The sequence below is a fragment of the uncultured Roseobacter sp. genome (genome assembly GCF_947491795.1).
GTDB lineage: Bacteria > Pseudomonadota > Alphaproteobacteria > Rhodobacterales > Rhodobacteraceae > Roseobacter.
Window position 1 is genome coordinate 51,312 of the sequence record NZ_CANLKW010000009.1, and the last position, 16,077, is coordinate 67,388.

At 62.2% G+C, this 16,077-nt stretch carries 19 protein-coding genes; 8 read left to right on the top strand and 11 right to left on the bottom strand.

Annotation, left to right across the window (positions count from 1 at the left end; all coding sequences use genetic code 11):
• Positions 1 to 31 precede the first annotated feature (31 nt).
• The 10 genes from Q1A34_RS20495 to Q1A34_RS20540 all read right to left on the bottom strand — a co-directional run bounded on the left by Q1A34_RS20495 (position 32) and on the right by Q1A34_RS20540 (position 7,921).
• Complete coding sequence (locus Q1A34_RS20495; RefSeq protein WP_300039015.1) at positions 32 to 700, bottom strand: L,D-transpeptidase; 669 nt, start codon at positions 698 to 700, stop codon at positions 32 to 34.
• A 54-nt stretch (positions 701 to 754) separates the two neighbouring features.
• Complete coding sequence (locus Q1A34_RS20500) at positions 755 to 1,483, bottom strand: DsbA family protein (RefSeq protein WP_300039018.1); 729 nt, start codon at positions 1,481 to 1,483, stop codon at positions 755 to 757.
• A 10-nt stretch (positions 1,484 to 1,493) separates the two neighbouring features.
• Positions 1,494 to 1,970, bottom strand: coding sequence for a cytochrome c (locus tag Q1A34_RS20505; RefSeq protein ID WP_300039021.1), 477 nt, complete (start codon positions 1,968 to 1,970; stop codon positions 1,494 to 1,496).
• The gene (locus Q1A34_RS20510) at positions 1,967 to 3,352 is read right to left on the bottom strand and encodes a multicopper oxidase family protein (RefSeq protein WP_300039024.1); all 1,386 of its coding nucleotides are present in this window, start codon (positions 3,350 to 3,352) and stop codon (positions 1,967 to 1,969) included. The genes Q1A34_RS20505 and Q1A34_RS20510 overlap by 4 nt, the downstream gene beginning before the upstream one ends.
• Positions 3,349 to 4,215: a CopD family protein gene (locus tag Q1A34_RS20515; RefSeq protein ID WP_300039027.1), complete on the bottom strand. Its 867-nt coding sequence runs from the start codon at positions 4,213 to 4,215 to the stop codon at positions 3,349 to 3,351. The genes Q1A34_RS20510 and Q1A34_RS20515 overlap by 4 nt, the downstream gene beginning before the upstream one ends.
• A 3-nt stretch (positions 4,216 to 4,218) precedes the next feature.
• Positions 4,219 to 4,563 carry a copper resistance CopC family protein gene (locus Q1A34_RS20520; RefSeq protein ID WP_300039030.1) on the bottom strand — a complete coding sequence of 115 codons (345 nt, stop codon included), beginning with the start codon at positions 4,561 to 4,563 and terminating at the stop codon, positions 4,219 to 4,221.
• A gap of 26 nt (positions 4,564 to 4,589) precedes the next feature.
• Entirely contained in the window at positions 4,590 to 4,904 is a 315-nt protein-coding gene (locus Q1A34_RS20525) for a cytochrome c (protein WP_259650590.1), read from the bottom strand.
• A gap of 125 nt (positions 4,905 to 5,029) precedes the next feature.
• Entirely contained in the window at positions 5,030 to 5,599 is a 570-nt protein-coding gene (locus Q1A34_RS20530; protein WP_300039033.1) for a L,D-transpeptidase, read from the bottom strand.
• 121 nt (positions 5,600 to 5,720) lie between these two features.
• Positions 5,721 to 7,166 (bottom strand): ATP-binding protein, encoded by a 1,446-nt coding sequence (locus tag Q1A34_RS20535; protein ID WP_300039036.1) that lies wholly within the window; start codon positions 7,164 to 7,166, stop codon positions 5,721 to 5,723.
• A 5-nt stretch (positions 7,167 to 7,171) separates the two neighbouring features.
• Complete coding sequence (locus Q1A34_RS20540) at positions 7,172 to 7,921, bottom strand: response regulator (RefSeq protein WP_300039039.1); 750 nt, start codon at positions 7,919 to 7,921, stop codon at positions 7,172 to 7,174.
• Positions 7,922 to 8,145: 224 nt separating this feature from the next.
• Between Q1A34_RS20540 and Q1A34_RS20545 the strand changes: the two genes are divergently transcribed.
• The 4 genes from Q1A34_RS20545 to Q1A34_RS20560 are packed head-to-tail and all read left to right on the top strand — an operon-like array spanning position 8,146 to position 10,656.
• On the top strand, positions 8,146 to 8,532 hold the full coding sequence (locus tag Q1A34_RS20545) for a DUF6010 family protein (protein ID WP_244525680.1): 387 nt from the start codon (positions 8,146 to 8,148) through the stop codon (positions 8,530 to 8,532).
• Positions 8,533 to 8,535: 3 nt separating this feature from the next.
• Positions 8,536 to 9,195: a VTT domain-containing protein gene (locus tag Q1A34_RS20550; RefSeq protein WP_300039042.1), complete on the top strand. Its 660-nt coding sequence runs from the start codon at positions 8,536 to 8,538 to the stop codon at positions 9,193 to 9,195.
• Between the two features lies 1 nt (position 9,196).
• On the top strand, positions 9,197 to 10,210 hold the full coding sequence (locus tag Q1A34_RS20555) for a cation diffusion facilitator family transporter (protein WP_300039044.1): 1,014 nt from the start codon (positions 9,197 to 9,199) through the stop codon (positions 10,208 to 10,210).
• Positions 10,207 to 10,656 (top strand): DUF411 domain-containing protein, encoded by a 450-nt coding sequence (locus Q1A34_RS20560; RefSeq protein ID WP_300039046.1) that lies wholly within the window; start codon positions 10,207 to 10,209, stop codon positions 10,654 to 10,656. Before Q1A34_RS20555 ends, Q1A34_RS20560 begins: the two co-directional genes overlap by 4 nt.
• On the opposite strand, the gene Q1A34_RS20565 is transcribed toward Q1A34_RS20560, so the two are convergent.
• A complete protein-coding gene (locus tag Q1A34_RS20565; protein WP_300039048.1) occupies positions 10,653 to 11,216 on the bottom strand; it encodes a Crp/Fnr family transcriptional regulator in 564 nt (187 codons plus the stop codon). The genes Q1A34_RS20560 and Q1A34_RS20565 overlap by 4 nt on opposite strands.
• 76 nt (positions 11,217 to 11,292) lie before the next feature.
• On the opposite strand from Q1A34_RS20565, the gene Q1A34_RS20570 reads away from it, so the two are divergent.
• The 4 genes from Q1A34_RS20570 (at position 11,293) to Q1A34_RS20585 (ending at position 15,371) form a co-directional block, all read left to right on the top strand.
• The gene (locus Q1A34_RS20570; protein ID WP_300039051.1) at positions 11,293 to 11,817 is read left to right on the top strand and encodes a hypothetical protein; all 525 of its coding nucleotides are present in this window, start codon (positions 11,293 to 11,295) and stop codon (positions 11,815 to 11,817) included.
• A 108-nt stretch (positions 11,818 to 11,925) separates the two neighbouring features.
• Entirely contained in the window at positions 11,926 to 12,483 is a 558-nt protein-coding gene (gene petA, locus Q1A34_RS20575) for a ubiquinol-cytochrome c reductase iron-sulfur subunit (protein WP_300039055.1), read from the top strand.
• A gap of 528 nt (positions 12,484 to 13,011) precedes the next feature.
• A complete protein-coding gene (locus tag Q1A34_RS20580) occupies positions 13,012 to 13,380 on the top strand; it encodes a hypothetical protein (protein ID WP_300039057.1) in 369 nt (122 codons plus the stop codon).
• 134 nt (positions 13,381 to 13,514) lie between these two features.
• On the top strand, positions 13,515 to 15,371 hold the full coding sequence (locus Q1A34_RS20585) for a ParB/RepB/Spo0J family partition protein (RefSeq protein ID WP_300039060.1): 1,857 nt from the start codon (positions 13,515 to 13,517) through the stop codon (positions 15,369 to 15,371).
• Positions 15,372 to 16,077: the final 706 nt, after the last annotated feature.

Below are 16,077 nucleotides of genomic sequence, written 5' to 3' on the forward strand. Positions count from 1 at the left end.
AAGACGCTTTGAGCAACATCAAGGTGCCCATTTAGCTGCCGATCGCATCTTCGGGCGGATACAGGTGAGCGGTCTTGCCCGTTTCCACGTTGGGATAGAGATCGTTGATATGTGCCATGATCATGCGCACGCATCCTGAACTCGCACGACCTCCGATCGAACGCGGCTCAGGCGATCCATGAATACGCAGATAAGTGTCCCGGTTCCCCACGTAGAGATAAAGCGCACGGGATCCCAATGGGTTGGTTGGCCCCGCGTCCATCCCCTCCGCATGCTGTGCATAAAGGTCCGGGTCGCGTTCGATCATGTCGTCCGTTGGACGCCAAGTGGGCCACTTGGCTTTACGCCGCATCGTGTAGACACCCGGCTCGTACAATGTCCCGCGTGCGATGGCCACGCCATAGCGCATCGCCGTGCTGCCGTTCGGCTCGATATGGTACAAGTAGCGCGCAACGGCATCGACATGGATGTCACCCGGCACGAGGCCCGCCTTTGCCTCCACCCGAACAGGAAGGAACCGCGGATGAACCCCCCACGGATTGGAAGTTGAGGGGTCATAACCCGGAGGTGTGACTTGCGCATCCCAGACATCCCACATCGCGCGCGGGGACGTGGGCGCTGCCGATATCGACGTGGCGAGCGGCGCCGAAAAGAGCATTGCAGACCCTACCACAAAGTGCCGACGCGTCAGTTTGGCCATCAAAGTACCTCTTTCACTCGTTTTGACTGTGTCCGTTCGCCCATTGTCAGGAAACTATTGACCTGCGGCGCGTGCTTCCTGCGCAAGACGGATCATCTGATCAGCCTCGATGACCCCCGGAACCAGCGCGTCTCCGATCACAAAGGATGGCGTGCCATTGAAGCCGAGCGCGCGGCTCATCTCCATTGACGCCGCAATATGGGCATCAATCTCAGGCGCCTGCATGTCCCGTCGCAGCTGCGCGACATCCAAACCAATTTCCTGCGCAACCTGGATGACGGACGCTTCCTCGGCTCGGCCCTGCATGCCCATCAACGCCCAGTGAAACTCTTCGTATTTGCCCTGCTCTCGCGCGGCCAATGCGGCGCGCGCGGCAAAAACCGAGCCGTCTCCGAGGATCGGCCACTCTCGATAGACCAGCCTCACATTGGGATCTTCGTCCAAGAGCGCTTCGATATGCGGCTTCACGCGACGACAATAGGGGCAGTTGTAGTCGAAAAACTCCACGACCGTGACGTCGCCTTCAGGATTTCCGAGAACCGGCGCGTTCGGGTCGTTCTCGAGGAGATCGCGGTTTTCGGAGAGGACACTCGCCGCTGCGGCGGCCTGCCGTTCCTGTTCACGCCGTTCAATGATCTGAACCGCCTCGAGGACAATCTCCGGGTTTTCGCGGATGGCCTCCAGAACCAATTCCTTGACCCGGTCTTCGCTGAGCGCGTCAGCATGAGACGCGAATGGGGCGAGCAAAGTGACGACCAGAGACATTGTCATTGCGATCTTCATGAGAGTTCTCCTAGTTCACCGGCACGCCATTGGTGCGCGCGGCTTGCATATCCTGTATTTCCTCGGGCCAAGTCGACTTTATGTACCCGAGGATATTCCAGATTTCCTGGTCGGAAAGTTGGTCGCCGAAACCGGGCATGCCGCTGTCGAACTCCATGCCCTGAGCGGCCATCACCTCTCGGCCCCCAAGCTTTGTGTAGTCGAACAGCACCTGGTCGGCATGATGCCAGGTGTGACCGGTTTCATCATGGGGAGGTGCCGGCAGCCGACCGTCCGCGCCCGGACTCCGCCAGTTCTCCTGACCCTCCAGATTGGCCCCATGGCACGCAGCACAGGTCTCGGCGTAGAGCGCTTTGCCGACCACGAGATCGACGCTTTCCGGCATCACCCCGCTTTGGACATCTTCGGCAGACCCGGTCCAGACATAGGCTGCCGCCCCGAGCGCCGTCAGGACACCAATCCCGAGGATGGCAGCCATCGCTCTCATGCCACATTGACCCATGTCATCATGCCGGACGCCGCGTGTGACAGCATATGGCAATGCAGCAGCCATTTTCCTGGGTTGTCTGCCACGAAGGCAATGTCGCGCACTTCGCCCCGGTCGAGCAGCGTGGTGTCGCGCAGCGCGCCGAGGCTGCCATCGGGTGCGATCTCGTGAAAATGCATGCCATGAAGATGCATGGCATGCGGAAACGATGTGTCATTAGTGATCTTCAGCCGAACGGTTTCGCCACGCGACAACTCCGCCAGTGCTGGACCATCCATGCCACCCACCGCGCCATTGAAGGCCCAGAAGTTTCCTGTCTCCATCATGTCGCGCATCGAAGACATCCGACCGCCCATCATGGCACCGCGCATGCCGCCCATGGCCCCCCCTTCCATCAGCAATGCGATGTCCCTTGCCGATCCCAGATCGGGCATGGCATGGGCATTCGGCGGCAGGGGTAGAGGCGTTTCGCGCCGCGCGCGTGTGCCGTCGCCAGTCACTTCGAAGGCCACCTGAGAAAAGCTTTCATCACGGCTCAATTGCACGATATGGCCCGCGCTGCCGACCTCTGCGGTCACGTCGACGATCAGGTCCACCCGTTGTGCCGACGACAGCAGGAATGGACCTTCCACGGGTTGCGGTGTGGCCAGCGGCATCCCGTCCATGGCCACAATCCAGCCTTCGAGCCCCTCCAGCGCGAGTTGGAAAATCCGGGCGTTCGATGCATTGATCAGCCGCAGGCGTAGACGCTCATGCCGTTTCACGGTCTTCGCGGGATTGTAGTCGCCGTTCGTTGTGATGTAGTTCCCAAGGCGCCCGGCATGGCTGAGGTCATGCATCGCCCCGAAAGTATCCGCAATCTGAGCTGTTTCCGGATCGATGCGCCAATCGTCAAGGATCAGGACCTCTTCCCGATCGATATCGATCGGCTCCGGCTCTTCGACGATCAGCGCACCCTGAAGACCACGTGCGACCTGCTCGAACGAGCGGTTGTGCGCGTGATACCAGTAGGTGCCCGCGTCGGGGACAACGAAATCGTAGTCAAAGCTGTCCCCAGGGCGAATGGCGTCCTGCGTCAGACCCGCCACGCCATCCATCGCATTTTCGATGCGGATCCCGTGCCAATGGGTCGATGTCGGATCGGGTAACTCATTGACAATACGTCTCTGTACCCGCGCGCCTTGCGTAACCCGGATTTCCGGGCCCGGCGCGATACCATCGAACCCCCAGATCTGCGTTTTTCCATAGTCATCAGGCAAAAGCTGTATATTTGCGACCCGGGCTGTCACCGCGCGCATGTCTGTCTGCGCGAGCAGTGAATTCGGCATGCACACCAAACCGGCAGCACTCATGCGAAGGAAGTCGCGTTTTGAAAGAGTCATGATGGCACCGTTAGGATTGAGGTGAAGACAGCCGTGGCAAGCAAGATGACACCGATACAAACCCATTCGAGAGAAATCGATCTTGCAAGGTGCGGCCCAGCTTTGGGCTCACCGCTCTGCAAAGCGGGCACAAGCCGTGTTTTGTTGATGGCCGCAAGGGCCAGAAGCAGCGTCACGACGGCAATCTTTGCCAGAAGTGTCAAACCATAGGCAGTGCCGAGAAGCGCGGGTAACGAACCAACCAGTCGCCAGGTCATTACCACGCCAGCGAGCAGCAGGAGTGGGACCGCAACAGATGCGACCTGTCCAAAGCGATGTCCAAGCACGGCAGCAACTCGCAATGTGTCCGCAGACCCCGAAAGCTTATGGAGCGGAAGAAGGACGCCGATCCAGAATGCGGCAACGATCAGATGACCGAACAAGACGCTCTGAAACCACAGGCGATCTTCGCTGGCGACATGACCGATCTCGCAAAAACTCCAGATTGCCAAGAAACTGCCCAAGAGCGCGACCCATAGCCACCGCCCCCCCAAGACCACACCGGTCAGGAGTGCCCCCAGGCCCAGTAGCCGCAACAGCAGGGCGTCTCCGGGCGGCGTTTCCCAGAGCAACGCCAGGATCGCCAGATCAGTCATGCCTGAAGCATCATCCATGAGCACTGCGCCCCGCACGGCAAAGCCGAGGAATGACATTGCAGCCGCCAAAAGAGCAAAGAAGACGGCCCAGGCGCGTAGAAAACGGTCGAGCCCAGCCAACTGCTCGGAAAAGACTTGGCGACAGAGTATCAGCCCGGCACTCGTGAGGACGCCGAGATAGAGCAAAAACTTTGTGGCAACCGCAGCCTGTCCCCAGATATCCGGCACCGCTCACTTCACTTCAAACGAGAAGACACCGTTCATCGGGTGCCCATCAACACCAAGCCCGCGCCATTCAATGTGATACATGCCCGGCCCCATGGGCGTGAGAGGAAGCGAGAATTCTTTGACAAAACCGGATTGGGTGCCGAGGTCCAGAGCCTCGGTGTGCGTCTCAGCATGGGTCATTTCGACTTTCGTCAATCGCATCCCATCGTTGAAGCGCAATCCAATCGTCTCTGGTACGGCGTCAAGAATGGCGCCATCTGCAGGCGTCATGCTTTCCTTTTCAGAATGGGCGAGGGCTTGCGTGCTTGCCAGCGCCAAGAAAACTGTCAGTGCTAATCTATATTTCACGGATCGTCCTTCGTCGGTTTCTTCAGTCAGTTTATACCATTCGCGCGTTGCAACTCACGCACATAGGCCACGATCATTTTCACATCGCCATCGGTGACACCTTCAACCGGCGGCATGTTCCCAAAGCGCCAATGATGCGCACGGACGCCATTCTTGGCTGCCAGAAGGAAGGCGGCATCCCCATGGTGGCTGGGTTCGTAGATTTTATGCACAAGAGGGGGCGCCACACCGTCCTGCCCGGCCGCATTTGCGCCGTGACAGGCTGCACATTTCGCATCGTAGGCCAGTTTGCCGACCTCCGCGTTGGCCGACAGCGCTTCCGGCAAGGCGACATCGACCATGGGTCCGTTGGCGCGAGACGCGTCGTCCGTGGTCGTTGCCACGTCATCGTCAGTTGGTCCTGTCCACCAGAAGCCAATGCCAAGAACCACCGCAAGGGCGACGGATAAGATCGTGTAACGCCCCATCAGATCAATTTGACCTGCGTTCCGACCGGTGTCCGATTGTAAACCTCAATGATATGTTCGTTGTAGAGGCCGATGCAGCCGCTCGACGAACGACGACCAATTTTGCGCGTATCGTGTGTCCCGTGAATGCGATAGTACTGCCACGTCAAGTGCAGCGACCGCACTCCGAGCGGATTGTCCGGACCTGGCGGCATATAGGCCGGCAAGGACGGATCGCGCTCGCGCATGGATGGCGTGGGCGTCCAATCCGGCTCAGGATCTTTGAAAACGATCTCAGTATAGCCTCGCCGCGTCAGCTCATCTGTCATTGGAACCGATGTCGGATAAAGAAACATTTCACCGTCGGCTGTCCATTGCTGAAGCGCCCGGGAATTGGTGTCCGCGATAATGATGCCGTTGCCCAGACGATCAAAGTGGTCTCGCCAATCGTGGGTTCTGAAGCTCGAAGCGTTGCGCCGAACCGGTGCGAGTGGTTCTGCGCGCAGCACCGAAGGCGCGAACAGAAGTGCCGCACCGATGCCGCCGATCAGCTGACGACGTGACCGAAAGGGTCGATTTCTTGCCTGCATGGCTCTGCCTCGTTTCCATGTCGAACGCTTTGTTTTCTATCGAAGATCAGTGAGCGGCGAAACGCAGGAAGGCCCGGAATTTTGTAAGGTTATGTATCAACCCGCCGGTTGGACGGCGGCGCTACACTTTTTTGGTCCGAGCCGAAAATCCGGTTTCGGCGCGCGCTTCGGGATGCTCTGACGGAGATGTCATTGCAGCTTGATGCGCAGTCACGGGCAAGACAATGCGCGCACGGAGTCCGCCCTCTGCACGGTTCGACAGGGTGATCGCGCCGCCGTGTTGCAAAACGATGCTGCGGGCGATTGAAAGGCCCAGCCCATGGCCTCCGGTTTCGCGGGAGCGCGATCCCTCAAGGCGCAGGAAGGGCTGGAAGACATCGCGCAATCGGTCATCGGGGATTCCCGGCCCATCGTCCTCGACCAAAATCTCGATGCTCTCGTCAGAGACGCCCCAGGTCAGGGTCGGGTTGCGCCCGTAGCGCCCCGCATTGTCGATGAGATTGCGCAAAGCACGACGCAGTGCCTTGGGCTTGATCTGCACCGTTGCCTCGGGTCCCGGGCGCACGTCCAACGCACCGTGGGTTGCGTCCCGAATGTCGGTCAGGAACGCGCCAATCTCGGTCCGTTGCAGGGCCTCGTCCTGTCCCACACCGCGCGCATAGGCCAGCGTGGCTTCCACCATATCCTGCATCTCGTCGAGAGAGGCCGTGATGCCGGTCTTGGTCTCCGCATCCTCCACCATCTCGGCATGAACCCTGAGCGCGGTGAGTGGCGATCTCAAGTCATGAGCCAGGGCGGCCAGCATTTGCGTCCTGTCCGTGACGAAGCGAGCCAGGCGCGTTTGCATGTCATTGAAGGCCGTCGTCAGGTTCCGCACTTCATTTGGGCCGACCGGCGTGAGGGGTCCTTGCCCGCCACCGCGCCCGAACTCCTCGGCTGCCGCGGCGAGATCATTCAGTGGCCGCGTCAGTCGCGTCAGCAGAAACCAGAAGATCGCCAGCAGCAACACGGCGGCCGTCAACACGAAAGAGAGGGTGGAGGCCCAGGACCATTGTATGGGCGGCCGCTCGAACCGGGTGGCGACGTTCAGCCATTGGCCTCCGGCAATGGCGATCGAGACCTCCATCTCGAGGGCCGCCAGGGTGCCCTGCATCATCTCGGCGTGCATTTCCGCCATTTCCGGGGAGAGGTTCGGCAGCGGCAACAGCCCCTGTTCAATCTCATGCACTTCGACCCGGATATCGCGGGTGTAGCCATCATTCAAAAGCGCCCGCACGCGCGCTTCGATCGCTCCGTTCTCATCATGGTGGGTGTGCGTTACAGCAGGCGTGTCGCCGAGATCGAAGCGTACAAGGGGCGAGTTTGCCGCGGCCACGATATCCTCATGCAACGTCGGCGGTGCCTCCTCGATCAGACGGGCGACGTTTGCCGCGCGTCCGGCTGCCTCGCTGCCGATGGCCGCCTGCACGGCAAGCGACCGTTCATCGACAAAAAGCCACAAACCCACGACTTGCGCCACGAACAGGACCACCACCACCAAAAGGGCGATCTGTGAGCGGAACCCCATTCGCATCAGGCCTCGACCTCCACATCACAGTTCAGGCAATATCCACCATTGCGCACGGTCGATATGATCCGGGGGCGAAGCACATCGGGTTCGATTTTCCGGCGCAGGCGCGAAACCTGATTGTCGATCGTCCGGTCAAATGGTCCGGCGACACGGCCGGCGCTCAATTCCAGGAGCTCATCCCGGCTGATCACCGCCCGAGGACGCTCAAGTAAGACCGTCAGCAGCTTTGCTTCGGCCGTGGTCAATGTATTGACCGTGCCATCGGGGCAAATGACATGGCTGGCGTCGTGATCGAATGTGATCCCGGCAAATACGGCCCGCTTGCCCGCAAATGTTCCGCCATGGGGTGCATATCCGTCTCCCGCGCGGCGCAGTATCGCGTTGATCCGGGCCAGAAGCTCGCGCGGATTGAAGGGCTTGGCCAGATAGTCATCGGCACCGGTGTCGAGCCCCTTGATCCGAGCGTCATCGTCGCCGAGCGCCGTCAGCATGAGAATCGGCGTTTTCTGCTGCTCCCGGCGCAGCCGTGCGCAGGCCGCGAGCCCGTCCTCTCCCGGCATCATGATATCGAGCACGATCAGATCGAATTTGTCCTCGCTCAATCGCGCATCCATCTCGCCCGCACTTTTGGCTCCCGTCGCGCGCAGCCCGTTTTTCTCCAGGTAGCGCGTCACGGAGTGCCGGATCTCGGCATGATCATCGACGACCAGAATATGCGCCGATGCCGCCATCAGCGATCGGGTCCCAAACATCGGCACGTCTGGCCGATCGGCCCACTGTTCACTAGATTGAGTTCCATAACACCCAGAATAGATTGTTCTTTCGGGAAAGACCCGCACCTCGTTTGTCGCAATATGTATCAATAGACCTGACATGTCTTGACCCTCCAGCTGCTGGAAGCCCCATCTGACGCGGCATGACAGGCGCAAGACCAGACATATCGGGGCAACATCCCGCCCAATCAGCGCACCGGACCATGGCGGCGCCCGCGTGGATCGGATTTGCGCTTTTTGTGGTCACAATGCCCGCCCACCTCCTCCTGGAACAGGCAGACTCGCTTGCCTTGGCAGCGGTCACACTGGCCCTGATCGGCGGGGCCTATATCGGGTTCGGTGCCGCCGATGGTCGTCGCTCCGTGTTCTGGTCTGAGCTGGCGGTTGCTCTCGTCTTTGGGGCGGCGGCCGTAGCGGGTCTCCTTTGGCATTGGGCAGCCTTGCCTCTGGGTCTCGCGCTCCATGCGCTGTGGGATCTTGCCCATCACAATGCGGTCCGCCTCGCCCGGGTCCCACACTGGTACATCCCGTTTTGCGTCGTCTTTGACCTGATGGCGGCAGCCTTTCTTGTGCTGCTTTATACGAGGTAGGCCATGGTGCGTGTCGTCATACTCGCCCTTCTGGGGCTCTTGCTTCTCGTCCTGGCGCGTCCAGACCTTGCGGGCCTCGATATCGATCTGCCGGAGCGCGACGACCTGCGGCGCTGGATCGAGGCGGCTGGTCTTCTTGGTCCGGTTCTGGTCGTGGCGCTGATGACGCTGGCGATCGTGGCCAGCCCCCTCCCCTCGGCGCCGATCGCGCTGGCTGCCGGGGCCGCCTATGGTCACACCTACGGAACACTGCTCGTCGTGCTCGGCGCAGAGATCGGCGCGCTTGCCGCGTTTCTGCTCGCGCGCGGGCTGGGGCGCCCTTTCGTGGAACGCCTTGTCGGCGAGACGATCGGACGTGGACTTCTGGGGTCACAGAATACCTTGACGTTTCTGGTGTTCGGAAGCCGACTGCTGCCGTTCCTGTCCTTCGACATGGTCAGCTACGCTGCAGGATTGAGCGTCTTGCACCTTTGGCGGTTTGCCCTGGCGACCCTCGCGGGGATCATTCCGGCCAGCTTCTTGCTCGCCCATCTCGGCAGCGAAGCCATGAATGGGGACGTGCAAACCGCCACCTGGACGGCGCTGGCGCTTGGCGCGTTCACCGCCCTGTCCGTCCTCTTTGCGGTCTGGCGCGACCGCCGCACGCTGAAGAAGGAGATCTGACATGGCCACTCATTCACATGCGGGACATATGCCGTCGTCGGGAAAAGCTCTGGTCATATCTGGCTGGCTGACCGGCATCTACTTCGTGATCGAACTGGCCGTCGGGCTCTGGACCGGCTCGATCGCGGTGCTGTCAGATGCGTTTCACACGTTGTCCGCCGTCGGGGGCGTGCTCGTCGCCATCATCGCGCAGCGGATCGCGCGCCGCCCGGCGGATATGGCGCGCAGTTACGGGTGGTATCGCGCAGAGATCATTGGCGCGCTCGTGAATGGCGGCTTTCTTCTCGGCATGGCGCTTCTGGTGATCTGGATGGGGGCGATGCGGCTCGGAAATCCGATCCATCTGCCCACGGGACCGATGCTCTGGGTGGCCTTCGGTGGCTTGGTCACTGAGGTGATCTCGCTCGGCCTGATGTGGAAATCCAGCCAGGATGATCTGAATGCCCGCGGGGCCCTCTGGCACATCATCCAGACCTTCGTCGGCAGCCTGTTGATCATCGTGACCGCGCTTGTCATCGAGTTCACTGGCTTCCTGGCGATCGATCCGATCCTTGGTATGGCCTTCGGGGTCGTGCTCCTCTGGGCCTCGATCGGAGTTATCCGCGAGGCGGTGCATATTCTGTTGGAAGGGACCCCGGAGGATACTGATCTCGAGGCCGTGACCGCTGATCTGCGCGCCCAGGACGGCGTTCTCGATGTCCACCATGTCCACGCCTGGACCCTGACCAGCGGCAAGCATGCCTTCTCGGCCCATCTCCGCCATGCGAAGCCCGGCGATGCTGCACGTATCCTTGAGACCGCTTATACGCACCTGACCAAGCATCACGGGTTTCACATGGTGACCCTGCAGCTTGAAACGGATTGCCTCGACGAGCGCCACGCGGACGATTTGGACGTCACGCAATCGATGGGGCCGCAGGCAGAGCCTCATGCACCACCCGCGCACCGCGATCACCTCGACAGTGCCGCTCCTGATGCTAATCTCGAAGGCAATTCAAAAGGAAACGACACATGAAACGACGTAGCTTTCTGCTGACCGGCGCTGCCGCCACAATCGCGCTCCCGGCCATGGCTGATGCCGGGCCCATCATCAAGGTTGTCAAAACCCCGACCTGCGGATGCTGCACGGCCTGGGTTGATCATGTCCGGCGGGCCGGTTTTCAGGTCGAGGCCCAGGATGTCGATCAGGACGCCCTCTATGCGCTGAAAAATAGGCTCCAGATCGCGCCGGAACTGGCCGGGTGCCACACCGCTGTGGTGGGCGATTATTTCATTGAGGGCCATGTGCCGGCTGAGGACATCGCCCGGCTTCTTGCAGAGCAACCGGCGGCGCGCGGGCTGAGCGTGCCGGGTATGCCGATGAGTTCCCCCGGCATGGGCGGTCCCGGTGCCGGCGATACGTTTGATACGCTGCTTGTCAGGCCCGATGGCGCGACATCGGTCTTTGCCAGTCACAGCTAGGCCAATCGGTAGGTTCCGCGGGATGGGTTGTTGACCCGACCCGCTTCGACAAGCGCCCGCAGCGCACGGTAGGTCGCCTCATGCGTCAGCTGGAGGCGCGCGGCAAAGTCGATGACGGTGCCGTCCAGAAGACCTGCAACGATTCCCGCCATCACCCGATCCTCGGCGCGTCGGATGCCGACAATTTCCATGATCTGCCGGTGCGCCTGAACCTGTTGGGCCGCCTGGCGTCCATAGGCCCGCGCAAAGTCCGGGTTCGCGAAGCCGGCGAGGACTGCAGATTTGTCGATCCGGACCAACGCACCTGCATCCATCACGATGGCATCGCAATGATAGCGCTCCGAAAAGACCGAGGCTTCAGCAAAGCTGGTCCCGGATGTCGCCCGGTGAATGATGAGCCGCTCGCCATTCGGACCAACCCGCTCGAGATGCACGCGCCCGGTCTTCAGCACATAGAGGCCCCGGGTCTGTGCACCCTGTCGAAAGAGCACGTCGCCAGCCGCAATTGTTTGCGACTGACGCGCAGTTGTCGGGAGAAGGTCGTAGGGCTCTGGCAGCATATGATTGAAATCATATTCCAGAGCAGGCCTGCGTGCTAGGAAAAATGGGTATCGTGCCGTTCAAAAGGATCCCCCCATGCGCCTTGTTGCTCTTCTGCTTGCCCTGTCATTGTCTGGACCCGTCGCGGCCCAGCACAACCATTCCGCGACCGGGCATGCGATGCCGGGCCCGCAGGAAACCGGGCAATCCGCTTTTGCCGCCATGGCGGAGATTGTAGCGCTCCTGCGCGCCGATCCCGCCACCGATTGGGCAAAGGTCGATATCGCGGCTCTCAGGCGACATCTGGTGGACATGGAGCTTGTGACGATGGAGGCCGAGGTTACCCGCAGTATGCGGCCCGCCGGTATCCGGTTCGAAATCCGGGGAGCACCGCGCGTTCTCGAGGCCATTCGCGCCATGGTGCCTGCCCATGCGCCTTTCCTTGCAGCCGAGACGGGTTGGGAGGTCACGACAGAGGATCTCGGGGATGGTGTTGCCCTGCTCGTCGATGGCGATTCCGACCAGATACAGGGTCTTGGGTTCTTCGGTCTGATGACCATCGGCGCGCATCACCAGGAGCATCATCTCATGATGGCAAAAGGCGCACCGCCCCACCATTAAGCCGACGATCGGCCACAGTTTCCCTCCGCCAAGCCCCGGGTTGCGGACAAAACATTACAAAACCCGCGTTGACGTTCCGGGGCGGGAAGGTTGCACACTCGCTGTGCTATGGATGCGACCGACGACACTGACCGCAGGGATTTCCTGTATTATGCCACTGCTGGCGCGGGCGTGGTCGCCTCCGGTGCGGCGCTCTGGCCGCTGATCAACCAGATGAACCCTTCGGCGGATGTGCGCGCCCTGGCGACAATCTCGGTGGATATCTCCGGGCTCGCGGAAGGCACGCAACTGACCGTCAATTGGCGCGGAAAACCCGTTTTCATTCGCCACCGGACGCAAGCGGAGATGGCCCAGGCGCGTGAACAGGCGGTCTTCACCTTGCCGGACACCGATGCGCGCAATCCCAATCTTCCCGGCGAGGCCACAGCGCAGGATGAGAACCGCGCCATTCCGGGCCACGACGCCTATCTGGTGATGATCGGTGTCTGCACGCATTTGGGATGTGTCCCGCTTGGCGATGGCGCGGGCGATTTTGGAGGATGGTTCTGTCCCTGCCACGGGTCACATTACGATACTGCGGGTCGTATTCGCAAAGGCCCCGCGCCTGAGAACCTGCACATTCCACCTCTGGCCCTGTCCGACAACATGGTGCTGACGCTCGGTTAAGCGCATGCGGCGTTGTCGACCTGACTGGCCCGCCAACCGCACGGTTGGGCAGGCTCTAGGGCATGAGATGCCCCGGAGCCAATACTGTCTCCGCCCTCCCGGGTAACGATCCTTCGGGCACAGGACAGAAGCAATCGCGGGCCTGCCCGCGATCATGGGGTCAATCGACGGGGATACCGCCGCTCTGCTTTGGCACCCCCGACAGTATTGCATTCTTCCTCCGCCTGACATCCGGGCGACGGCGCGAACAGGGGCTCTGGTGCCGCTGGCGCGTCAGCCTCCGCCGGAGAAATCCGGTGCCTCCCGTCGGTCGATGCCGCCGGGTCCCTCCCGATTTCACCGCTTCGGCCCCCTGTGTCCCGCCGCCGCCCGGCCGCAGGTCGGGCTGTGCCCTTCCCTGCTCTGCCCTTCGGAAGACGCGGGGGTCTTCCGAACGTCAGAGACAGGGATGGCCCGCGCCCAAGGCGGACAATGGGCCAATGCAAAGAAACCCATGCCGCGCCAACCACGAAGGAAAGGAGCGAGACCATGGACCTCGACCAATATGCCTATCTCAAGACACCCGAAAGCGGAGACGAAGGGGAAGTGCCCGCCTTTGTCTGGCGCAAGCATTCCAAGCTGCAGACATTCATGGAAACCCTCTATGTCGCCCGCACCGGCCTCTCGGCCAGCGACCTCAACTGCGGCGAGTTGATCCTCGCGCCGGAGGACATCGACCGCCTGGAACAGGCCGTCACCGACGGCACCCTGCCCCGGTGCGAGGGCGGCTTTTTCTACGGCCACCAGTTTCAGGACGAACAGGCTGCCGACTGCCGCACCTACGACCTGGACTTCTGCGCTTGGGCGCGGGCCGAAATGCAAGCCGGATCAACCGTGATCTATTCCTGCTGGTGGTAACCCGACAGCGCCTCAGAGACGCCCTGAGCGTCTTTGGCCCCTTCCCCCACACCCTATCCACCCACAGGCCTTTCTGCGCCGCCCAGTGGGCGCAGGACGGCCCCTGTCCATCCAAACCGAAAGGAGACTTCCCCATGACCAAGCAAGACCCGATCCTCACCGACACGGGCAGCATCGAACTGGTGCCGCTCGACGCCCTCACGCTCTCGGACCTCAATCCGCGCAAGAGCGTCTCGGACGCCCATATCGACACGCTGGCGGCCAGTATCGCCCGTTTCGGACTGATCCAGAACCTTGCAGGCCTGCGCACAAAGAAAGGCCGCGTCGAAATCGTCGCGGGCGGATGCCGCCTGCGGGCATTGCAGAAGATCGCCACCGAGGCCGAAACCCCTGCCCCGGTCACCGTCCCGGTGCGCATCACCGAGGATGCCGAGGAAGCCGCCATCTGGGCCAATGCCGAAAATGCCGCGCGTGAAGCCCTGACCCCGGCGGATGAAATCCGCGCCTTTGGAGCAATGGCGGCCAAGGGCGCGACGGTGCCCGATATCGCGCTGGCCTTCGCCACCAGCGAGGCCCGCGTCTATCAGCGGCTGGCGCTCGCCGCCTTGCCCGCCCCGGTCATTGACGCGCTTGCCGCAGGCGAGATCACCCTCGGCGCGGCCAAGGCCTTCACCCTGTCGGAGGATGCGGCGTTGACGCTCACGCTTCTCGAGCAGATCAAGGGGCAGCCGATCTCGGAGGCGCAGCTGAAATCCGCGCTCACCCCCGAAGCGGTGACCGGCAGTGACCGCCGCGCGCTCTTTGTCGGCCAAGAGGCCTATGAGGCCGCAGGCGGTGCGATTACGCGGGACCTGTTTTCGCAGGCGGTCTATTTCACCGATCCGGCTCTGCTGGATGACCTCTTTGACGAACGGCTCGAGGCGGCGCGTGCCGCGCTGGTGGCAAATGCGGGCTGGCTCTGGGCCGAGGCCAAGCGCGAGCCATGGCTCAACTACTATGAAATCGACCAAGCCAAGCTGACACGTCTCTACCCGGTCGAGGGCGATCTGAGCGACGCGGAGGCCGAGGATTACGACCGGCTGGCCGAGATGTGCGAGGCGGGTGTGCTCGACGCGGACGGTGAGGCGCGACTGGCCGATCTGCAGGCCACTCTCGACGGCTCATACACCGACGACCAGAAGCGCGTCTCGGGTTGTCTTATCCTTGTAAATCAATCGGGAAAGGTGGAGATCACTGCTGGTCTGGTGCGCCCCGAAGACAAGGATGCGGCCCTCGCGGCGGGCGTTCTTACAGCCCCCGACCGCCCTGCCCCCGCGCCGAAATCGCCCTACTCCCAGAAACTGAGGACCGACATGCAAGCGATTCGGCTGGCGGCGGTGCAATCGGCCCTTCTGGCCAAGCCGGACCTTGTGCTCGATCTTCTGGCCTTCGGCCTGTCGGAAGCCTCCGGGTCGTTCGAAAGCCTCTTTGATCTGCGCCTCGGACGTCCCAACAACGTCCCGAGCATCGACGATGGGTTTGACCGTGAGCCGCGGCTTGATCACGGTCTCGACCCGACCGCCGCGTGGCAGACCGGTACCCGTGTCGATGATCTGGAGGAGGCCTTCGCCGCCTTTCGGGCCAGCGGCAAGAAGGCCCGCAACGCGGTCCTTACCGAAGCTTTCGCGCGCGCCCTGCCCGATCAGGCCGGGGACGAAGGTTTCTTTGCAGCCATCGCCGCCGAGGCCAAGGCCGATATCCGTGCCCACTGGACGCCCACGGCGGAGAATTTCTTTTCGCGCGTCTCCGCCGGGGTGCTGACCGACCTGCTCCGCACCTTTCTCGACTGCGATACCCGCGACGCGCGCGTGGTGTCCTTCGGCAAACTCAAGAAGGCGGAAAAGGCCGAGAAGCTGGAAAAGCTGATCGGCGATGCAACCACGCAGAAACTCATGGGGCTGACCTCCGAGCAGAAAGACAAGCTGGCGATCTGGGTCCCGGATTGCCTCTGAGCCTTCCTTCGTGGGAAGACCACCTGGCCCCGCTCCGGCGGGGTCTTTTTTTGTGCTCGGTCAAGCACGGGTACGGGATGGCCCAAAATTGTCCGGCGGCGGGGCAGAGGAATGCCCCCTGCCCCGCCGCCGGACCGGCGCTGCCCGCGCGGGGGTCGCTGCGCGACAGGAGGGGCCGGGGAGACACTCAGGGGGCGTCGTCAGGCCCGTTGGGCGTGGAGTGGCCACTTGCGGCAGCTCCGGGGCGTGCCGTTGCAGCCAGTGGATCGCCCCGGTGGCCCATGAGGCGGGGCGGGAGCGTCGCACCCCGCGCGCCGGGCATGGCGCTGAGACAGGTGGCCTGCCCGCTGCGACCTGAGCCGAAACCCTGATTGGCCTCTCACGGGATCGCCTGGGGCGACGACCGGTTGACGCCGCCTCGCGGGTTTGCGGCGTGGGACCCATGGCGGCGACCGGTGCCGGAGCCAGGCCAGCAAGTTCCCGGGCGAGAGGCGGGATGGCGTGCTGTCCTTGCGTTCCGGCGACATGCGTTGCCGAGACGCAGATCCTGTCCAAGCCATTGGCGCTGATCGTGGCGGGCACCTGTTGTTGTCCGGGGGTCCGGCTCGTCTCCGACCGGTGTTGCTGAGCGTCGCCGGTGGCAGGCCCCCCCGGGAGCCGCAAAGGTTGGGGCCCGTCTTTTTCCCCTGCCCGTGCCGGGCATTCC

What these genes read in the sequence shown, in the direction of transcription:
- Q1A34_RS20495 (WP_300039015.1), bottom strand. Translation starts at nt 700, where the DNA reads ATGGCCAAACTGACGCGTCGGCACTTTGTGGTAGGGTCTGCAATGCTC.
- Q1A34_RS20500 (WP_300039018.1), bottom strand. Translation starts at nt 1,483, where the DNA reads ATGAAGATCGCAATGACAATGTCTCTGGTCGTCACTTTGCTCGCCCCA.
- Q1A34_RS20505 (WP_300039021.1), bottom strand. Translation starts at nt 1,970, where the DNA reads ATGAGAGCGATGGCTGCCATCCTCGGGATTGGTGTCCTGACGGCGCTC.
- Q1A34_RS20510 (WP_300039024.1), bottom strand. Translation starts at nt 3,352, where the DNA reads ATGACTCTTTCAAAACGCGACTTCCTTCGCATGAGTGCTGCCGGTTTG.
- Q1A34_RS20525 (WP_259650590.1), bottom strand. Translation starts at nt 4,904, where the DNA reads ATGGTCGATGTCGCCTTGCCGGAAGCGCTGTCGGCCAACGCGGAGGTC.
- Q1A34_RS20530 (WP_300039033.1), bottom strand. Translation starts at nt 5,599, where the DNA reads ATGCAGGCAAGAAATCGACCCTTTCGGTCACGTCGTCAGCTGATCGGC.
- Q1A34_RS20535 (WP_300039036.1), bottom strand. Translation starts at nt 7,166, where the DNA reads ATGGGGTTCCGCTCACAGATCGCCCTTTTGGTGGTGGTGGTCCTGTTC.
- Q1A34_RS20540 (WP_300039039.1), bottom strand. Translation starts at nt 7,921, where the DNA reads ATGTTTGGGACCCGATCGCTGATGGCGGCATCGGCGCATATTCTGGTC.
- Q1A34_RS20545 (WP_244525680.1), top strand. Translation starts at nt 8,146, where the DNA reads ATGGCGGCGCCCGCGTGGATCGGATTTGCGCTTTTTGTGGTCACAATG.
- Q1A34_RS20550 (WP_300039042.1), top strand. Translation starts at nt 8,536, where the DNA reads ATGGTGCGTGTCGTCATACTCGCCCTTCTGGGGCTCTTGCTTCTCGTC.
- Q1A34_RS20555 (WP_300039044.1), top strand. Translation starts at nt 9,197, where the DNA reads ATGGCCACTCATTCACATGCGGGACATATGCCGTCGTCGGGAAAAGCT.
- Q1A34_RS20560 (WP_300039046.1), top strand. Translation starts at nt 10,207, where the DNA reads ATGAAACGACGTAGCTTTCTGCTGACCGGCGCTGCCGCCACAATCGCG.
- Q1A34_RS20565 (WP_300039048.1), bottom strand. Translation starts at nt 11,216, where the DNA reads ATGCTGCCAGAGCCCTACGACCTTCTCCCGACAACTGCGCGTCAGTCG.
- Q1A34_RS20570 (WP_300039051.1), top strand. Translation starts at nt 11,293, where the DNA reads ATGCGCCTTGTTGCTCTTCTGCTTGCCCTGTCATTGTCTGGACCCGTC.
- petA (WP_300039055.1), top strand. Translation starts at nt 11,926, where the DNA reads ATGGATGCGACCGACGACACTGACCGCAGGGATTTCCTGTATTATGCC.
- Q1A34_RS20580 (WP_300039057.1), top strand. Translation starts at nt 13,012, where the DNA reads ATGGACCTCGACCAATATGCCTATCTCAAGACACCCGAAAGCGGAGAC.
- Q1A34_RS20585 (WP_300039060.1), top strand. Translation starts at nt 13,515, where the DNA reads ATGACCAAGCAAGACCCGATCCTCACCGACACGGGCAGCATCGAACTG.